This is a genomic window from Frateuria sp. GZRe12 (genome assembly GCF_051900535.1).
Taxonomy (GTDB): Bacteria; Pseudomonadota; Gammaproteobacteria; order Xanthomonadales; family Rhodanobacteraceae; genus Frateuria_A.
On sequence record NZ_JBHZGI010000005.1, the window covers coordinates 93,395 to 109,564 of the forward strand.

The following is a 16,170-nucleotide window of genomic DNA, read 5'->3' on the forward strand; positions in this document are numbered from 1 at the left end:
GACCACCGATGCTTCGCTACCTCGCTCTGCTGCTGCTCGCGCCCTGGCTGCTGGTGCTGGGTTGGGCCTACTTCACTTATCCCAGGAGCCTGCCGCGCACCGCCGCGCGTCGCGCGTTCGACTGGCTCGCGCTGCTGCTCGCGACCGCTGCGGCAGTATTGAGCGCCGGCTGGGGCTTCGAGGCCGCGCCGCCCCCGCAGATCGACGCATTCGGCCGCGCCAGTGGCGCGATCTGGCAGCAGGTGCTGCCGGCCCTGCTCGGTTACGGCGCCTGCGTGGGCGTGCTGGTGCTGGCGATGGCGCTCCGTCATCTACTGTGGCGCCCGGTGCGCCGGTGAGCGTGCGATGACTTCCGAAAAGCTGCAGGCCCAACTGGTACGCCTGTTCGAACGGCACGAGGTGGAACTCGAACCGGACGAAGACTGGCTGCTGACCGATGGCGACTACCCCGCGCTGCGCGCGCATTGGCAGGACGCCCCCGCACCGGGTGGGCCCGGCCGACTGGACATCGACCTGGTGCTGGACGAGGAGCGCCAACTCGAACTCAGCTACGCCGGCAACGGGCAGGGCGTAGCCGGCTGGCGCGATGCGCTGGATCGCTTCGCGCGCAGCGACCTGCCGGTGCTGCTGGCCGCCTGCTGGTACGTCACCGACGAGCGCAAGCTCGACCTGGCGCAATGGGAACTGGGCCTGCGCCAGTGGGACGTCTTCGCCGGCCGCCTGGTGGCGGAGGGTGCCGACATCGCCGTGCCGCCGGGTGTCCTGGCCAGCGTGGCCGACGCGCTGAAGGGCGAGTCGCTCGCTCCCCACCCGCACTGGATCCGCCTGTTCCTGCGTCGCTCCGCCGACGGCACGCTGGCTACCGAGGCGCTGCTCGACAACGCGCCGTGGCCCGCCGGCGATCGTGCCCTGGCGGCACTGGCCTGGCCGGAGGGCACGCAGGCCTATGACGTGCGCGCGCTGATCGGGCTGGACGTACGCGACTACTGACGCAGGCAGCACGGCGGTAGCGGGCCCGAGCCGCCGGCTTGGATTAAGATCGATGGTGCAGGCATGGGTTCGCCCATCGCCTGGCCTTCGTCAGACCGGAAGCCGCGTGTTGCCAATCAGTCATCCCATGCCAGCGCCAGACACCTGCGCCCCGCATCCAGCGGCGCCCGCGCTGAGCATCGTCACCACGCTGTACCGATCGCGCTCCTTCCTGCCGGACTTCCTGGCGCAGTGCCTGAACGCGCTGGAGGCCCTGGGGATCGCGAACCATGAGCTGGTGTTCGTCGACGACGGTTCGCCGGACGACTCGGCGGCGTGGGTGCGCGAGCAATGCCGGCAGCGGCCGGGCATCCGGCTGGTCGAGCTGTCGCGCAATTTCGGCCACCACCAGGCCGCGCTCGCGGGCCTGGCGCACGCGCGCGGCGAGCGCGTGTTCCTTGTCGATTGCGACCTCGAGATCCCGCCCGCCTTCCTGCAGGAACTGTGGGCGAAGATGGCCTCGAGCGACGCGGACGTGGTCTATGGCTACCAGGAAACGCGCAAGGGCGGCTGGATCGAGCGCCGCGGCGGCCAGGTGTTCTGGGCCGCGTTCAACCGGCTCAGCGATACGGCGGTGCCGCCCAGCGTGGTTACCGAGCGGCTGATGACCAGGCGCTACGTGCAGGCGTTGCTGAGCCTGGGCGACCGCAACGTGTTCCTCGCCGGCATGATGTATTGGGCCGGGTTCGTGCAACTGGGCGTTCCGGTCCAGAAGAAGCATCGCCACGGGCCTTCCTCATATACCTTGGGCAAGCGCGTGGCCTTGCTGGCCCACGCGGTGACCTCGTTCTCGGCCAAGCCGCTCTACGCAAGCCTGTGGGTGGGCGGATTCGCCTTGCTCGTGTCGCTGGCCAACGCCGCCTACGTGGTCCTGCGCAAGCTGCTGGACCCGGCCTCGACGCTGCTGGGCTTTCCCACGATGGTGGCGCTGCTCACGGCGTTCTTCGGCATCATGATGGTGGGGCTGGGGATCATCGGGGTCTACGTGGCAAAGATCTTCGTGCAGGGCCAGCAGCGCCCGCTCTTCATCGTGAAAAACATCGAGCAGTACAAGCCGGACGACCATGCTGATTGACCAGGACAACGCCGCCTACGTACCGGGGTTCCAGTACTACGAGGACAACATCCGGCTGCTGCGCGCGGGCCTGCTGCAGATGCTGCGGCGTACCGCGCGGCTGGACGGGTTTTCACTGCTCAGTCTGGGCGTGGGCCACCGCTACACCGTCAAGGGCCTGATCGAAGGCCTGGGCGACCGCCTCGCGCGCTACGTCATCGTCGAAGGCTCGGCCGACATCATCGGGCTGCTGCGACGGGAAGTGGCGCTGCCGCCGCAGGTGCAGCTGGAACAGGCCTATTTCGAGGAGTTCGACACCGACGAGCGCTTCGATGTCATCGAGATGGGTTTCGTGCTCGAACACGTCAATGACCCGGCGCTCGTGCTGCGGCGTTTCCGCCGATTCCTGGCCCCTGGCGGGCGCGTGATGGTGTCCGTGCCCAATGCCGATTCGCTGCACCGCCTCATCGGGCATGCGGCCGGCCTGCTTCCCGACGTGCATGACCTCAGCCCGGCGGATGTCGCATTGGGCCATCGGCGTTATTTCGATCCACGGTCGCTGGACGCGTTGCTCGCCGCCTGCGGCCTGGAAGTGGTGGGGCGCGCCGGGTTGATGCTCAAGCCGCTGACCAGCGCGCAGCTCGCCTCGCTGGGGCTCGACGCGAAAGTCGTGGACGCGATGGACGAAGTGGGCTTCAGCCTGCCGGAGATCTGCAACGCGATCTTCGTCGAAGCCAGGCCATGCGATTGAACGTCGCCGTCATTGCCGGCGGCGGCTTCCAGGGGCAAGGCATCGTGGAAGCTGTCCACGCGATCCCGGGGGCGCGCGCGCTGATCGTCGACAGCACGGGCGATGCGCTCGGCGAAGTGATGGCCGACAGGTATGTCCAGGCGCCGCCGCTCGATCCGCCCGGCCCTTTCGCCGATTTCCTCACCGAACTGGTCGGTGCGGAGCGTATCGACCTGGTGGTGCCGGCGACCCAGCGCGAACTGAAGACCCTGGCCCGCGAGGCCGCGCGCCTGCAACACGCCGGCGCGCGCGTGGCGGCGTGCCCGACGCCGCTGCTGGAGATCCTGCTCGACAAGCGCGCGCTGTATCGCGCGCTGGCGCAGGCGGGACTTCCCGTGCAGGCGCTGGTCGAGCCCGGGCCGTCCGCGCCCTTCCCGCTGTTTGGTCGCCCGCTTTGCGGCTGGGGCGGGCAGGGCAACCTGCGGCTCGATTCGGTGGCCGAATTCCAGATGGCCGGCGGCGCCGCGCTGGCGCAATCGCACGCCTGGGTGCGCTTCCTCGACGGCTTCTACGAGCTGTCGGCGGACTTCGCGATCGACTTCGAGGGCAGGCTATCGCCCGTGACCCTGCGTCGACGCGTGCGCACCTCGGGCGGGTTCGCGGTGATCAGCCAGAGCGCGCGCGATCCGGAAGCGATGGACGTGGTGCAGCGCCTGAGCGATTGGCTGGGTCGCCAGGACGCGCGCGGCCTCTTCAATGTCCAACTGCTGCGCACGCCGGAAGGGCAGGTGCTGCTGTCGGACGTCAATCCCCGCCATGGCACCTCGGGCGGCCATGCGCTGGCCGAAGGCAACAACCTGGTCGCCTTTCTGCTGGGTCTGGCCGGCGCGCCGGAACGCCGCGTGGTGCGCACGCTCAGGCCGCTGCGCCAGCAGGCCGTGCCGCTGCTGCCGTGCACCATCCGCGGCCTGGCCTTCGACCTCGACGACACGCTGCTGGACCACAAGCGTTGGATGTTCGACCGGATGGCGCTGGCCGCCGGCCAGCTCGCCGACGAGATCGCGCCGGGACTCCTGCTGGCGCAGGCCTACGGCGCGCTGGAGGAGGGCGAGCACGCCCGCCTGATCGACGTGGTTGCCGCCGGCGTCGGCCGACCGGACCTGCGCGACCGGCTGCTGGCCGCGTACCGCGCGGCGGCTCCGGCGCAAGCGGTGCTGTATCCGGAGGTGTTCGACGTGCTGCGCACGCTGCGTCTGCAGGGACTGCGCCTGGCGCTGCTGACCGACAATCCACCCGCCTCGCAGCGGGCCAAGCTCGCCGCCGCGCCCGGCCTGGCCGAGGCGTTCGATGCGGTGATCTTCACCCGCGAGCACGGCGCGGAAAAGCCCGCCCGGGGTGCGTTCGATGCAGCGGCGGCGGGCTTGGGCCTGGCGCCCGAGGAGCTGGTCATGGTGGGTGACAATCCGGCGCGCGATGCCATGGGCGCGATCGCCGCCGGGTTCGCCTCGTGCCTGCTGGTGCAGCGTGAAGGCAGCCGCTTCCAGGTGCACGGCACGCTGCTCGCCTGCTGTGCCCCCGACGTGGCGTGCCGCACCTGGACCGCGCCCGATCTTCGGGTGCTGCCCCTGGCCATGCGGCTTTCCGCGAGCTGAGTCCTCCATGCGCGTAGCCACCATCCAATCCAATTACATTCCCTGGAAGGGCTATTTCGACATCATCCGCGCCGTCGATACCTTCGTTTTCCTGGACGATGTGCAGTTCACCGTGCGCGACTGGCGCTCGCGCAACCGGATCAAGACCAAGGACGGCCTGAAATGGCTGACGGTGCCGGTCGGGTCGGACACCCGGCGGCTCATCCACGAGGTGGCGATACCCCACGGCCACTGGCAGGCGGAACACTGGGGAATCATCAGGCAGAACTACGGCAAGGCGCCTTTCTTCGGTTTCTACCGCGAGCTGTTCGAGGAGTTCTACCTCGGGCAGCGCTGGACCAGCCTGTCGGCCATGAACCAGCACCTCACGCAGCGCATCGCGCGCGAGTGCCTCGGCATCACCACCACGTTCCGGGACTCGCGCGAGTTCGAAGCGCAGGGCCGCAAGCTGGACCGGCTGATCGACCTGATCCGCAAGGCCGGCGCCACCGGTTACCTCTCGGGTCCCTCCGCGCGCGACTACATAGACGACGCGCGGTTCGAGGAGGAGGGGATCGCGCTCGAGTACATGGATTATTCGGGTTACCCGGAGTACCCGCAGCTGTATCCGCCGTTCGAGCACGCGGTGTCGGTGCTCGATGTCCTGTTCAACGTCGGCCCCGATGCCCCGTACTACCTGTGGGGCTGGCGCGAGGGAGCGAACCGATGAGCTATCTCTTCGTCGCCTTGACGATCGCGTTCACCGTCTACGGCCAGCTCGTGCTGAAGTGGCAGACCAGCCTGGCGCCGCCGTCCACGCAGGGGCATCTGGTGGCTTACGTGGTCGCCATGCTGTTGCGGCCCTGGGTGCTGAGCGGGCTGGCCGCGGCGTTCCTTGCTTCGGCGTGCTGGATCGCCGCCGTCTCGCGGCTCCCGTTGAGCAAGGCTTACCCGTTCATGGCGTTGAATTTCGTGTTGGTCGCAGTGCTCGCCGTGCCGTTCTTCGGCGAGCCGCTGTCCATCCCGAAGCTGACAGGCCTGGGGCTGGTGGTGGCCGGACTGATCGTCATCAGTCATGGCTGAGGCGGCGCAAATGGCCGGGAGCCGCTTCAGCCTGCGCCGGCTGGTGTTCGCCTCGGCATTGCTAGGCGGCGCCCTGGCGTTCGTGCTCTACCGGGCCAACCGCGCCTTCGGCGATTTCCTGGCCGACGAGGGTTACCTCTGGTATGGCGTGCAGCGCGTACTGGCCGGCGAGGTACCGCTGCGCGATTTCATGTCCTACGAGATCGGGCGCTATTACCTGGCCGCCGCGCTGCTGGCTCCGTTCGGCGCGAAGGGATTGCTTGCCCTGCGCGCGGCCATGGCCGTGTTCGCCGGCCTGAGCCTGGCGCTGTGCACGGGCATGGCCGGTTACCACTGGAAGGAATCGCGCGCGTGGCGGCTGGCGCCGGCGGCGGCGCTGTTCGCGCTGTGGCTGGTGCCGCGGCACAAGGTGTTCGACATCGCCATCAGTGGCGTGTTGGTGCTCGCCGCCTACCGGCTGTTTCTGCGGCCGGGCGCGGGACGGTTTTTCCAATGGGGCGTGGCGGTAGGTTTCGCGGCGGTGATCGGCCAGAACCATGGCTTCTACGGGCTGTTGGCGAGTGTGCTGGCGTTCGCCTGGCTCTGGCGCGTGGAGCGCGCCGCTTTGCGGCTGGCGGCGTTGGTGTCGTGGGCCGCGGGCGTGGTGGTCGGCTACCTGCCGGTGCTGGGGTTTGCGCTATTCGCGCAGGGCTTCGCGCAGGCCGAGTGGAGCGCGCTGCATTACCTGCTGGTCGAGTACAAGGGCACCAACCTGCCACTTCCGCTGCCGTGGCCGTGGGTGGTCTGGCCGCGCTGGCCGGCGATCGGTTGGAGCCAGGCGCTCGGCTCGCTGTGGTTCACCTGCCTGCCCATGACGCTGGCGGTCGCGGGCTTCTGGTTGTGGCTGCGCGGGCGGCGCGGCAGCGATGCGCCTTCGCCTCTGGCCGCGGCGGCATGGGTGGTGGCGTTGCCGTATCTCAACGTTGCGTTTTCGCGCGCCGACATCTCGCATCTCGCCCAGGCCATGCTCCCTTTCCTGGTGCTTTGCCTGGCGGCACTCGCGCCAGCGGGCCGCAATCCCCCCCGGCGACTGGTCGTGCCGGTGCTGCTCCTGCTGGTTTCGCTGCCGGTGGCGTCGGCATTGCAGCCGCGATACGCCGCGTTCCGCGGACAGCCGCTGGAGCAGGTGGACGTGCTTGGCGACAAGCTCATGGTGTCGCGCCGCACCGCATCGTTGCTGGCGCTGGCTGACCGCGAAGGGAAAGGCCGTCCGGTGCTGGCCGTGCCGGTTTTCCCGGGCCTGGATGCTGCGTTGGGGATGCGCTCGCCGACCTGGGAAATCTTCCCGCTATTCCCGCGCAAACCGGACTTCGAGCGGCAGGAGATGGCACGCATCGCGGCCGAATCGACGGCCCTCGTGCTCGTTGCCGAAGGGGGCGTGGATCATCGCCCGGAGCTCGCCTACCCGGCCACGCACCCGCTGACCTACCAGTACGTGGTGGAACACTTCGATCGCATGCCCGACCCGGGCCAGGGCCTGGAAGCTTACAAAGCCAAGGGAACGCACGCGCCGGCCAGAGCGCAGCCGCTGCCGGTTAGTCCCAGCGATTGAGGTGCGGGCCGAAGCTTTCGCGCTGCTTTTGCACCACGCAGAAGCGGTGCCCCGTGGGCGCCTGCATCACCCACCAGCGTTCACGGACGAAGGCGACGGAGCGCGCGCCGAGCGCCTCCAGACGCGCCACTTCCGCGTCGAGATCGTCGGTCTCGATGTCCAGGTGCACGCGCCTTTCGTGTGAAACCTTCTGCAGCAGGATGATCGGCTCGTCATCGGCGGTAGCGAGCGCCGCGTAGCGCCCGTCGCCATCCTGGTCGGCATCCTCGACGGGCTTGCCCAGCGTGGCGCTCCAGAAGCGGATGGCCGGTTCCAGGTCGTCGAGCTGGCAGTCGAGCACGATGGTGCTTAGACGGCTGTGGTGCATGGAAGGCCTCCGTTTGACCGAACGCCAAGCGTGCGCCCGAGGACGTGAAAAGAAAACGGAGCGCCGGGGCGCTCCGTTTTCGGTGGATGGGCGTTGGCGCCATCCGTTTCCTTACTGTGGCAGCGCCAGATCGTCCAGCAGCGCCTTGAGGAAGCGCGCCGCCTCGCCGCCGGTGGCGGCACGGTGGTCGAAGGTCAGGCTGATCGGCATGCGGCGATGCACTTCGATGCCGCCCATCACCGCGACCACGTCGTGGCTGAGCTTGCCGGCGCCGATGATCGCCACGCACGGCGGCACCACGACCGGGGTGGCGTAGCGGCCGGCGAACATGCCGAAGTTGGACAGACTGATGGTGTAGCCGGAGAGCTCGGACGAGGGAATCGTACGATCCTCGACCTGCGAGCGCAGACGCTTGATGGCGGCGCGCACGCCGGCGCCGTCGAGCACGTCGGCGTTGCGCAGGGCCGGTACGAACAGCCCGTCATCGGTGTCCACCGCGATGCCGATGTCGACGTGTCGGTGCATGGTGCGGGTGAGGTTCTTGCCGTCGAACCAGGCGTTGAGCGCCGGCACTGCCTTGCAGGCCGCGACAATGGCGCGGATCAGGCGAGCGGTGATGTCCTGCTTGCCGATCCAGGCGTGCAGATCGGCGTCGTCGACCAGCGTGGTTGGCACCACCTGGGCGTGCGCTTCGGCCATCACGCGGGCCATGTTGCGACGCACACCCTTGAGCTGCTCGGGCTGGCCGGTGGCCGGCTGCGACGGCGGCGCGGTGCGTACGGGCTTGCCGGCGAGCGAGACCGGGCCGCGCTGCGGGGCGGGGCCCGGCTCGGGCAGTTCCGGCGCCAGGTGGCGGCCGGCCGAGGCCGGCACGGCGCGCGCGGAGGCCGCGCCGAGTTGCGCCGATCCGTTGGCGGCGGCGTCCTTGACGTCCTTCATCGTGACCACGCCGTCGGCGCCGGTCGGACGTACCTTGGCCAGGTCCACCTTGAGCTTCTTGGCCAGCGCGCGCACCGCCGGCACCGCCTTGACGCCGCCGATGCTGGCGGCCTGTTCGACGTGCACGGTGTTGCCGCTGACCATGGCGCCGACCACGGTGCCTTCGTCCTCGCGGTCCTTGCCGCCGGTCTCGACCTCGCCGCCCTCGTCGGAGGCGACGACCTTGCCGCCGTCGTCCGGCGCCGGGCTGCCGACGCTTTTCTTGGGACCATGGTGGTGGCCGGTAGCTTCGGCCTCGGCGCGCTGCTTCGCATTCGGGTCCGGCTCGAAGTCGGCCAGCGCGGCGCCGGTCTCGATGACGTCGCCGGCGGCGCCGTACAGCTTGGTCACCTTGCCGGTGTAGGGCGAGGGCACCTCGACCACCGCCTTGGCGGTTTCCATCGAGGCCAGCGGGGCGTCGAGCTTGATCGTGTCGCCGACCTTCACGTGCCACTCGACGATGGTCGCGTCGGGCAGGCCTTCGCCGAGGTCGGGCAGGTAGAACGTCTTGATGTCAGCCATGGCGTTGTATCCGGAACAGGGAATAGGGGACGGCAACGGGGGCGCGCTTGGGCGCGCCCCGGTCTTCGATCAGCTGGCCGCCAGCGTGCGCTTGGCCGCCTCGACCACGCGCTCGGTGCTGGGCAGGTACTTCATTTCCAGGCGGAACAGCGGGATGTGCGTGTCGAAGCCGGTCACGCGTTCGACCGGCGCGAGCAGGTCGTACATGCATTCCTCGGCCAGGCGCGCGGCGATCTCGGCGCCGAAGCCAGCGGTCTTCGGCGCCTCGTGCACGATCACGCAGCGACCGGTCTTCTGCACCGACTCGGCGATCGTGTCGAAGTCCAGCGGCGTCAGCGTGGCGACGTCGATCACCTCGGCGCTGATGCCCTCGGCGGCCAGCGCGTCGGCCGCTTCGAGGGTCTCCTTCACCTGCGCGCCCCAGGTCACCAGGGTCACGTCGGTGCCGTCGCGCAGCACGAAGCACACGTCCAGCGGCAGCGCCTCGCCATCGTCCGGCACTTCTTCCTTGTACTGGCGATAGATGCGCTTGGGCTCGAAGAACATCACCGGATCCGGATCGCGGATCGCCGCCAGCAGCAAGCCGTAGGCGCGCGCCGGCGAGGAGGGCATCACCACGCGCAGGCCGGGGATGTTGGTGAACAGGTGCTCGTTCGCCTCGGAGTGATGCTCCGGCGCGCGGATGCCGCCGCCCCACGGGGCGCGCCACACGGCCGGCACGGTGAGGCGGCCGCGGGTGCGGTTGCGCAGGCGCGCGGCGTGGCAGGCGATCTGCTCCATCATCGGGTAGATGAAGCCTTCGAACTGCGCCTCGGCGACCGGCTTCATGCCCTGCACGGCGAGGCCGACGGTAACGCCGGCGATGGTGGTTTCATCAAGCGGCGTGTCGAGCACGCGCAGCTCGCCGAACTTCTCCTGCAGGCCCTGGGTGGCGCGGAACACGCCGCCGTTGACGCCTACATCCTCACCCAGCACCACGACCGATTCGTCGTGCGCCATCTCGTAGGCGAGCGCCTGGGTGACTGCTTCGATAAGGGTGATCTGTGCCATGACTTAGTGAGCCTTGTTCTCGAGCGAGAGCGCGAGGTCGCGCTGCTTTTGCAGGTCGGCGGGAACTTCCGCGAAGGTGTAGTCGAACATCGCGGTGACCGGCTGGGTCTTGGTCTCGAGGTACGCGTTCACCTCGTTGTCCATCCAGTCGTCGCACTCGGCCTTCCAGGCCTCTTCCTTCTTGTCGTCCCACACCTTCTTGGCCACCAGCCAGTTCTTCAGGCGCTTGACCGGATCCTTCGCCCAGGCGTCCTTGACCTCCTGCTCGCCGCGGTAGCGGCGCGCGTCGTCGGCGGTGGTGTGGTCGCCCAGGCGGTAGGTGACCGCCTCGATCACGCTGCCGCCCTCGCCGTTGCGGGCGCGCTCGAGCGCGTCCTCCATCGCCTTGCGCACGGCGATGATGTCGTTGCCGTCGACCTGGATGCAGTACAGGCCCGCGGCGATGCCCTTCTGCGCGAGCGTCGGTGCGCCGGACTGGATCTTGCGCGGCACCGAGATGGCCCACTGGTTGTTGACGATCACCGCGACCATCGGCAAGTTCTGCGCGCCGGCGATGTTGATCGCGCCGTAGAAGTCGCCCTTGGACGAACCGCCGTCGCCGATGGTGCACACGGCCACGCGCTTCTCGCCGCGGATCTTGAACGCGAGCGCGGAGCCGGCCGCATGCAGGCACTGCGTGGCGATCGGCACCGACCAGGCAAAGTCGTGGCGGGCCGGCTCGTTCTGGTAGTCGTTGCCGCGCTCGTCGCCGCCCCAGTACATGTAGACCTCGCGCGGCTGCACGCCGCGGTAGAGCTGCGCGCCGTATTCGCGGTAGCTCGGCGCCAGCACGTCTTCCGGCTTCATGGCGCTGCCGATGCCCACGTGCGCGGCTTCGTGGCCCAGGCACGAGGCATAGGTGCCGAGCTTGCCGGTGCGCTGCAGCGCGATCGACTTGGCATCGAACACGCGGGTGGACAGCATCAGCTTGTACAGCTCGACCATCTGGTTCAGGTCCTGCGCGAAGGCAGGCAGATCGTCACGCACCTGCTTGCCCTCGGCGTCGAGGTATTGCAGGTACTCGATTTCAAACTTGGCGGCGATGGACACGACTCGCTCCCGTGAAGGTGGAGTGGAGATGGGGATACGTTAGGGGAGGCGGCGGCCCATCCAGTGGGGCCAGGCACGCGCAAACGGCCCGAAAAGACCGCCTTTGATAGCAGGCGCGCGTGTTGCGCTGCAAGGTACGGTGCAACATGCGCGGGCGTGTGGAGGGCGTCGGCGGGACGTTGTGCAACGCCTGGGTCGCTTGCTGCCGCAGCGTTTCCAAAGGCGCGACCGCGGGTTCACGATCGCGCCCCAGGCGCTCCTGCAGCGACGGTCGTATCGCCGAGGGCGGCAATGTCTGGCGCCTCCTCTTGTCCTGGATCAGGAGCGCCTGCGAAACGCCCCCGTTACCATGGCGACCTGGATCGAAAGGGACGGAAAGCATTCCATGGGCGACAACCAGCGCGACCTCGAAACCGGCATCGAGACGGACCTCAACGGCAAGATGACCTACGGCGGCTACCTGCAGCTGGGCACGCTGCTGTCCGCGCAACGCCCGCTCAGCAGCCACCACGACGAGATGCTGTTCATCGTGCAGCACCATGTTTCGGAGCTGTGGATGAAGCTGATCATCCACGAGCTGAAGGCGGCGATCGAGGACCTGCGCAAGGACGACGTCGACGGTTGCCTGAAGGTGCTGGCCCGCGTCAAGCAGGTGCAACGCCAGCTGTTCGAGCAGTGGGCGGTGCTGGAGACGCTCACCCCCGCCGAATACCTGGAATTCCGCGACATGCTTGGGCCCTCCTCGGGCTTCCAGTCGCTGCAGTACCGCATGATCGAGTTCGCGCTGGGCAACAAGCACGCCGACATGCTGGCGGTGTTCGCCCACGATCCGGCGGCGCAGTCGCAGCTGCGCGAGGTGCTGGAGGCGCCCAGCCTGTACGATGAATTCCTGCGCTACCTCGCCCGCCGCGGGCACGCCGTTCCGGCGGAACTCATCGAGCGCGACTGGACCCAGCCCTATCGCCGCAACGCGGGCCTGCTGCCGGTGCTCAAGCGCATCTACGAGGAGCGCGGCGATTTCTGGCCGGAATACCATCTGTGCGAGCAACTGGTGGACGTGGAGGAAAGCTTCCAGCTGTGGCGTTTCCGGCATATGAAAACGGTCGAGCGGATCATCGGGCATCGACGCGGTACCGGCGGGTCCTCGGGCGTGTCGTTCCTGAAGAAGGCGCTGGAGCTGGAGTTCTTCCCGGAACTGCTGGACGTGCGCACGGTGCTCGGCACCTGACCGATCCCTTGCAGGAGCGCACCTGTGCGCGACCATGACACCGCAGTCGCGCACAGTGCGTTCCTACGCGGTCGCCATTGACGTGGCGCCCTTGCGCCGGTTACACGTCACCGATTGGCGCGCGCCGAGCGCGTCCCTCCACGCCAAGGGGAATCCATGAGCCAGACCGCCGAATCCGCGCCGGCCGCCGCGCCCGACTATCCGCAGTTGCTGGGCCATCCGCGTCCGCTGTGGATGCTCTTCATGACCGAGTTCTGGGAGCGCTTCGCCTACTACAGCGTGAGCTGGGCGCTGGTGCTCTACATCGTGGCGCAGTTCTTCAACGGCGATCCGGCGGGGCAGGGCTGGGCGGCGGGCATCTACGGCGCCTATACCGCGCTGATCTATGCCGCATCGATCTTCGGCGGTTACGTGGCCGACCGGGTGATCGGCTACCAGCGTTCGATCCTGCTCGGCGCCGCGGTGATGGCCGCCGGCCTGTTCACCCTGCTGGTGCCGAGCAAGCCGCTGATGATGCTGGGCCTGGCTTTGGTGATCGCTGGCGACGGCCTGTTCAAGCCCAACATCTCCACCATGGTGGGCCAGCTCTACGGCCGCGACGATCCGCGACGCGACCGCGGCTTCACCCTGTTCTACATGGGCATCAACGCCGGCGCCTTCGTGGCGCCGCTGCTGACCGGCTGGATGGCCGCCCATTTCACCGACACCCCGATGCAGCAGAACTACCGCATCGTGTTCGGCGCCGCCGGCGTGGGCATGCTGCTGAGCTTCCTGTGGTTCTGGTTCGGCCGCCGCGGCCTGAAGGGCGTGGGCCGTCCACTGCCGGGTATGGAAAACCGCCTGCGCGTGCTGTGGGTACTGATCGGCGCGGCGGTGGCCGTGCCGCTGATCTACGCGCTGCTGGCCTACGTCGGCGCCGAGGGCCTGCAATGGCTGCTGGGCGTGCTGTTCATCGGGGTGGCGGCGGCGCTGATCGTGGAGGCGTTGCGCCATGACCGGGTGCAGCTGCACCGAGTGATCGCCATGCTGATCGTGTTCGTCTTCAGCGTGGTGTTCTGGACGTTCTACTTCCAGTTCGGCACCTCGCTCAACTTCCTGGCCGAGAACTGGGTCGATCGCGAAATGTTCGGCGGCTGGATCTTCCCGGTCGGCTGGTTCCAGTCGGTGACGCCGCTTTCGATCCTGGTGTTCGCGCCGCTGCTGACGCTGGTGTGGGCCGTGCTCTCGCGCCGCAACGCCGAGCCGTCGATCCCGCGCAAGTTCAGCTTCGGCCTGATCTTCAACGGCCTGGGTTTCGTGGTGCTGGTGTACGCGCTCAAGGAGCTGCTCGGGCCCACCGGTCTGATCCCGTTCTGGCCGCTGGTGCTGTGCTACGTGATGCAGACGCTGGGCGAGCTGTGCCTCTCGCCGATCGGCCTGTCGATGGTGACCAAGCTCGCCCCGCCGCGGCTGGTCGGACTGGCGATGGGCGGCTGGTTCCTGTCGCTGGCCGCCGGCGGCGATTTCTCGGGACTGGTGGCGCGCTCGATCAGCGGCGAGACCGGCATGACCGTCGCCTCGGCGCTGTCCGGCTTCAATTTCTGTTTCTGGGTGCTGGTGGGCTCGGGCGTACTTCTGTTGGTGATCTCGCCGTTGATCAACAAGCTGATGCACGGCGTCAGGTAAAGCGAGCAACAAGGCCACGATGGCCTAGGGGGAAAACATGTACGGAAACCAGAAAATCCGCCGGCGCGGCTGGGCGCTGGCGGCTGCCGGCGCGATGGCGTTTTCCGGCGCGACCTTGGCCGCTTCGCCGCATTACGGCCTGGTCGGGAGCATGCCTCCGGCGGACGCCGGGTTCGGCCACCCGAAATTCATTGTCTACAGGAACGGCATCTTTTATGGCGAGGCTGTCGGCCGGTCCTTCCAGTACGGTGGCAGCCTTTTCTCGATGTCGTTGCAGGGCAAGGTCAGCCGCATCCACACTTTCGACAGCCACGATGGAACGCTGTTCGTAAGCTCGACCAACGACTATCCCGTCCAGTTCCTGCAACTGAACGACGGGTCGCTGTTCGGAGTGACAACGAATACGGCCTTTGCGCTGTCGCCGGGGGGTGCTTTCGGGACGGTCCATACCTACGAACAGAGCAACACTTTCTACGGCACGACAAGCCCGTACTCGCTGGTAACCGATCGCAACGGCAACATGTACGGGATGGCTTTCGTGCCTTCAGGCCCCGCTATCGTCGCCGTCGCCCGGGACGGACAGACCAGCACGGTGTATGAGTTCGGCAACGCGACGGGCGGGTACTATCCCGTCACGAACCTTCTGGCCGGCCCCTCCGGCGAGTTCTACACAACGCTTGTTGCGCCTACCGAAGACCCCGTCAACGACCGCAAGGAGTACATCCTCAAGATCAAGGATGGGACCTCCACCCTCGTGCACGCGCTGGCGCCGGACAGCAGCGAAGGCGAGACGATAAGCGCGCTCGTCATGGACGCCTCCGGCAACCTGGTAGGCGATACCAAACTGGGCGGCAGCGACTGCAAGGTGGACGAGAACTACTACTGCGGCGGCGTGGTCTTCCGGATCACGCCCGATGGCGGGTTCTCCATCGTCCGCCAGTTCGACAAGCGCAACGGCGATGGAAGCCATGACGACGGGTACATGGCCGATGCCCTGCTGGCGGCTTCCGATGGAAACGTCTACGGCGTGACCGACTTCGGCGGGCGCGATGGCAATGGCGCCATCTTCCGGGTCGCCCGGAACGGCCATTACAGTGTCGTGCGTTACCTGTCCAACCGCACGGCCGGCGTGGACGACGCCAGCCCCAAGAGCCTTATCCAGGTCGGCCCGAGGACCATCTACGGGGTCCTGCCGGACGGGGGAGTCAACGGTACCGGGGCCATCTTCAAGCTGGTGGTGCCCATCCAGGACGACGTCAGCGGAAGCGGCGCATCCGACCTGATACTGACGGGGCCGGGGCTGCTCTCGACCGGTTCGGTCACCGGCGCGGCCACCCATACCGTCATCACCACGGGCTATTACCCGGTGGCCGCAGGGGACTTCAACGGCGATGGCGTGGCCGACCTCCTCTGGACCAGCGCGAAGCATGACCTGTACATCTGGTACGGCGGCACGAGCGGATTCACCTCCAAGTTTGCCGGCACGTATCCGGCCGGATGGGCGGTCGTGGGCGCGGGCGACTTCGACGGGGATGGAATGGACGATCTCGCCTGGATCGATCGCTCGGCCGGCCAGTTTGCGTACTGGCTGATGAACGGTGCGGTCCGCAAGGGCTACAAGATCGTGCGGTACAGCCCGGGCTACTTTCCCGCCACCGTGGGCGATTACGACGGCGACGGGCGGGCGGATGTGCTGTGGTCCAGTACGAAGCACGACCTGTACGCGTGGTTGTCGCGCGGGCAGGGCTTCGTCTCGAAGTTCGTCGCCAATTTCCCGGCCGCGTGGCAGATCGCCGGCCGTGGCGATCTCGATGGCGACGGCAAGGCCGACCTGGTGTGGTCGACCGGTGACCTCACGCAATGGGGATACTGGCTGATGGACGGTGGCTCGGTGCGCGCAACCCGGAGTTTCACGGTTCCCGCGGCCGTGAGCGGCTCGCACGTAGCGGCGGTGGCGGACTATGACGGCGACGGCCTGGCCGACGTGCTCTGGTCAGACGGGCACGCGCTGACGCTGTGGGGGAATCAGGGCGGATGCCTCGACGTAGCTGGTTGCGCCTTCAGCCAGAGCGTTCCGTCGATGAGCGTGTCAAGCGGGCAGACGGTATTCAACTCGGGTCTGCCGGTTTCGCCGTAGCGCCGGGCCAGTTTCG

15 protein-coding genes are annotated in these 16,170 nt (G+C 67.9%); 11 read left to right on the forward strand and 4 right to left on the reverse strand.

Annotated elements, in window-relative coordinates:
• Positions 1 to 8: 8 nt before the first annotated feature.
• The 8 genes from ACFWZ4_RS12635 (at position 9) to ACFWZ4_RS12670 (ending at position 7,118) form a co-directional block, all read left to right on the forward strand.
• A complete protein-coding gene (locus ACFWZ4_RS12635) occupies positions 9 to 338 on the forward strand; it encodes a hypothetical protein (protein ID WP_439705038.1) in 330 nt (109 codons plus the stop codon).
• Positions 339 to 345: 7 nt separating this feature from the next.
• Positions 346 to 990, forward strand: a complete 645-nt coding sequence (locus ACFWZ4_RS12640) for a DUF6348 family protein (protein ID WP_439705039.1) — start codon at positions 346 to 348, stop codon at positions 988 to 990.
• Positions 991 to 1,117: 127 nt separating this feature from the next.
• Positions 1,118 to 2,104 (forward strand): glycosyltransferase family 2 protein, encoded by a 987-nt coding sequence (locus ACFWZ4_RS12645; RefSeq protein ID WP_439705040.1) that lies wholly within the window; start codon positions 1,118 to 1,120, stop codon positions 2,102 to 2,104.
• Entirely contained in the window at positions 2,094 to 2,834 is a 741-nt protein-coding gene (locus ACFWZ4_RS12650; RefSeq protein WP_439705041.1) for a class I SAM-dependent methyltransferase, read from the forward strand. Before ACFWZ4_RS12645 ends, ACFWZ4_RS12650 begins: the two co-directional genes overlap by 11 nt.
• Positions 2,825 to 4,465, forward strand: a complete 1,641-nt coding sequence (locus ACFWZ4_RS12655; RefSeq protein ID WP_439705042.1) for an HAD-IA family hydrolase — start codon at positions 2,825 to 2,827, stop codon at positions 4,463 to 4,465. The genes ACFWZ4_RS12650 and ACFWZ4_RS12655 overlap by 10 nt, the downstream gene beginning before the upstream one ends.
• 7 nt (positions 4,466 to 4,472) lie before the next feature.
• Positions 4,473 to 5,174: a WbqC family protein gene (locus ACFWZ4_RS12660; protein WP_439705043.1), complete on the forward strand. Its 702-nt coding sequence runs from the start codon at positions 4,473 to 4,475 to the stop codon at positions 5,172 to 5,174.
• A complete protein-coding gene (locus ACFWZ4_RS12665; RefSeq protein ID WP_439705044.1) occupies positions 5,171 to 5,527 on the forward strand; it encodes an EamA family transporter in 357 nt (118 codons plus the stop codon). Before ACFWZ4_RS12660 ends, ACFWZ4_RS12665 begins: the two co-directional genes overlap by 4 nt.
• Positions 5,528 to 5,537: 10 nt before the next feature.
• On the forward strand, positions 5,538 to 7,118 hold the full coding sequence (locus ACFWZ4_RS12670) for a hypothetical protein (RefSeq protein ID WP_439705045.1): 1,581 nt from the start codon (positions 5,538 to 5,540) through the stop codon (positions 7,116 to 7,118).
• On the opposite strand, the gene ACFWZ4_RS12675 is transcribed toward ACFWZ4_RS12670, so the two are convergent.
• From ACFWZ4_RS12675 to pdhA, 4 genes are all read right to left on the reverse strand, one after another.
• Positions 7,102 to 7,485: a VOC family protein gene (locus tag ACFWZ4_RS12675; RefSeq protein ID WP_439705046.1), complete on the reverse strand. Its 384-nt coding sequence runs from the start codon at positions 7,483 to 7,485 to the stop codon at positions 7,102 to 7,104. The genes ACFWZ4_RS12670 and ACFWZ4_RS12675 overlap by 17 nt on opposite strands.
• Before the next feature lie 111 nt (positions 7,486 to 7,596).
• Positions 7,597 to 8,985: a dihydrolipoamide acetyltransferase family protein gene (locus tag ACFWZ4_RS12680; RefSeq protein WP_439705047.1), complete on the reverse strand. Its 1,389-nt coding sequence runs from the start codon at positions 8,983 to 8,985 to the stop codon at positions 7,597 to 7,599.
• Between the two features lie 69 nt (positions 8,986 to 9,054).
• Positions 9,055 to 10,035: an alpha-ketoacid dehydrogenase subunit beta gene (locus ACFWZ4_RS12685; protein WP_439666979.1), complete on the reverse strand. Its 981-nt coding sequence runs from the start codon at positions 10,033 to 10,035 to the stop codon at positions 9,055 to 9,057.
• A gap of 3 nt (positions 10,036 to 10,038) precedes the next feature.
• The gene (gene pdhA, locus ACFWZ4_RS12690; protein ID WP_439705048.1) at positions 10,039 to 11,124 is read right to left on the reverse strand and encodes a pyruvate dehydrogenase (acetyl-transferring) E1 component subunit alpha; all 1,086 of its coding nucleotides are present in this window, start codon (positions 11,122 to 11,124) and stop codon (positions 10,039 to 10,041) included.
• 385 nt (positions 11,125 to 11,509) lie between these two features.
• On the opposite strand from pdhA, the gene ACFWZ4_RS12695 reads away from it, so the two are divergent.
• From ACFWZ4_RS12695 to ACFWZ4_RS12705, 3 genes are all read left to right on the forward strand, one after another.
• Complete coding sequence (locus ACFWZ4_RS12695) at positions 11,510 to 12,352, forward strand: tryptophan 2,3-dioxygenase (RefSeq protein WP_439705049.1); 843 nt, start codon at positions 11,510 to 11,512, stop codon at positions 12,350 to 12,352.
• 156 nt (positions 12,353 to 12,508) lie between these two features.
• On the forward strand, positions 12,509 to 14,017 hold the full coding sequence (locus ACFWZ4_RS12700) for a peptide MFS transporter (protein WP_439705050.1): 1,509 nt from the start codon (positions 12,509 to 12,511) through the stop codon (positions 14,015 to 14,017).
• 37 nt (positions 14,018 to 14,054) lie between these two features.
• The gene (locus ACFWZ4_RS12705) at positions 14,055 to 16,154 is read left to right on the forward strand and encodes an FG-GAP repeat domain-containing protein (RefSeq protein ID WP_439705051.1); all 2,100 of its coding nucleotides are present in this window, start codon (positions 14,055 to 14,057) and stop codon (positions 16,152 to 16,154) included.
• The last annotated feature ends 16 nt before the right edge of the window (positions 16,155 to 16,170 follow it).

Bases quoted from the DNA above. Each gene is read 5' to 3' on its own strand.
- ACFWZ4_RS12670 (WP_439705045.1), top strand. From the start codon at position 5,538: ATGGCCGGGAGCCGCTTCAGCCTGCGCCGGCTGGTGTTCGCCTCGGCA.
- ACFWZ4_RS12635 (WP_439705038.1), top strand. From the start codon at position 9: ATGCTTCGCTACCTCGCTCTGCTGCTGCTCGCGCCCTGGCTGCTGGTG.
- ACFWZ4_RS12650 (WP_439705041.1), top strand. From the start codon at position 2,094: ATGCTGATTGACCAGGACAACGCCGCCTACGTACCGGGGTTCCAGTAC.
- ACFWZ4_RS12660 (WP_439705043.1), top strand. From the start codon at position 4,473: ATGCGCGTAGCCACCATCCAATCCAATTACATTCCCTGGAAGGGCTAT.
- ACFWZ4_RS12640 (WP_439705039.1), top strand. From the start codon at position 346: ATGACTTCCGAAAAGCTGCAGGCCCAACTGGTACGCCTGTTCGAACGG.
- ACFWZ4_RS12705 (WP_439705051.1), top strand. From the start codon at position 14,055: ATGTACGGAAACCAGAAAATCCGCCGGCGCGGCTGGGCGCTGGCGGCT.
- ACFWZ4_RS12675 (WP_439705046.1), bottom strand. From the start codon at position 7,485: ATGCACCACAGCCGTCTAAGCACCATCGTGCTCGACTGCCAGCTCGAC.
- ACFWZ4_RS12680 (WP_439705047.1), bottom strand. From the start codon at position 8,985: ATGGCTGACATCAAGACGTTCTACCTGCCCGACCTCGGCGAAGGCCTG.
- ACFWZ4_RS12685 (WP_439666979.1), bottom strand. From the start codon at position 10,035: ATGGCACAGATCACCCTTATCGAAGCAGTCACCCAGGCGCTCGCCTAC.
- ACFWZ4_RS12665 (WP_439705044.1), top strand. From the start codon at position 5,171: ATGAGCTATCTCTTCGTCGCCTTGACGATCGCGTTCACCGTCTACGGC.
- ACFWZ4_RS12700 (WP_439705050.1), top strand. From the start codon at position 12,509: ATGAGCCAGACCGCCGAATCCGCGCCGGCCGCCGCGCCCGACTATCCG.
- ACFWZ4_RS12695 (WP_439705049.1), top strand. From the start codon at position 11,510: ATGGGCGACAACCAGCGCGACCTCGAAACCGGCATCGAGACGGACCTC.
- ACFWZ4_RS12645 (WP_439705040.1), top strand. From the start codon at position 1,118: ATGCCAGCGCCAGACACCTGCGCCCCGCATCCAGCGGCGCCCGCGCTG.
- ACFWZ4_RS12655 (WP_439705042.1), top strand. From the start codon at position 2,825: ATGCGATTGAACGTCGCCGTCATTGCCGGCGGCGGCTTCCAGGGGCAA.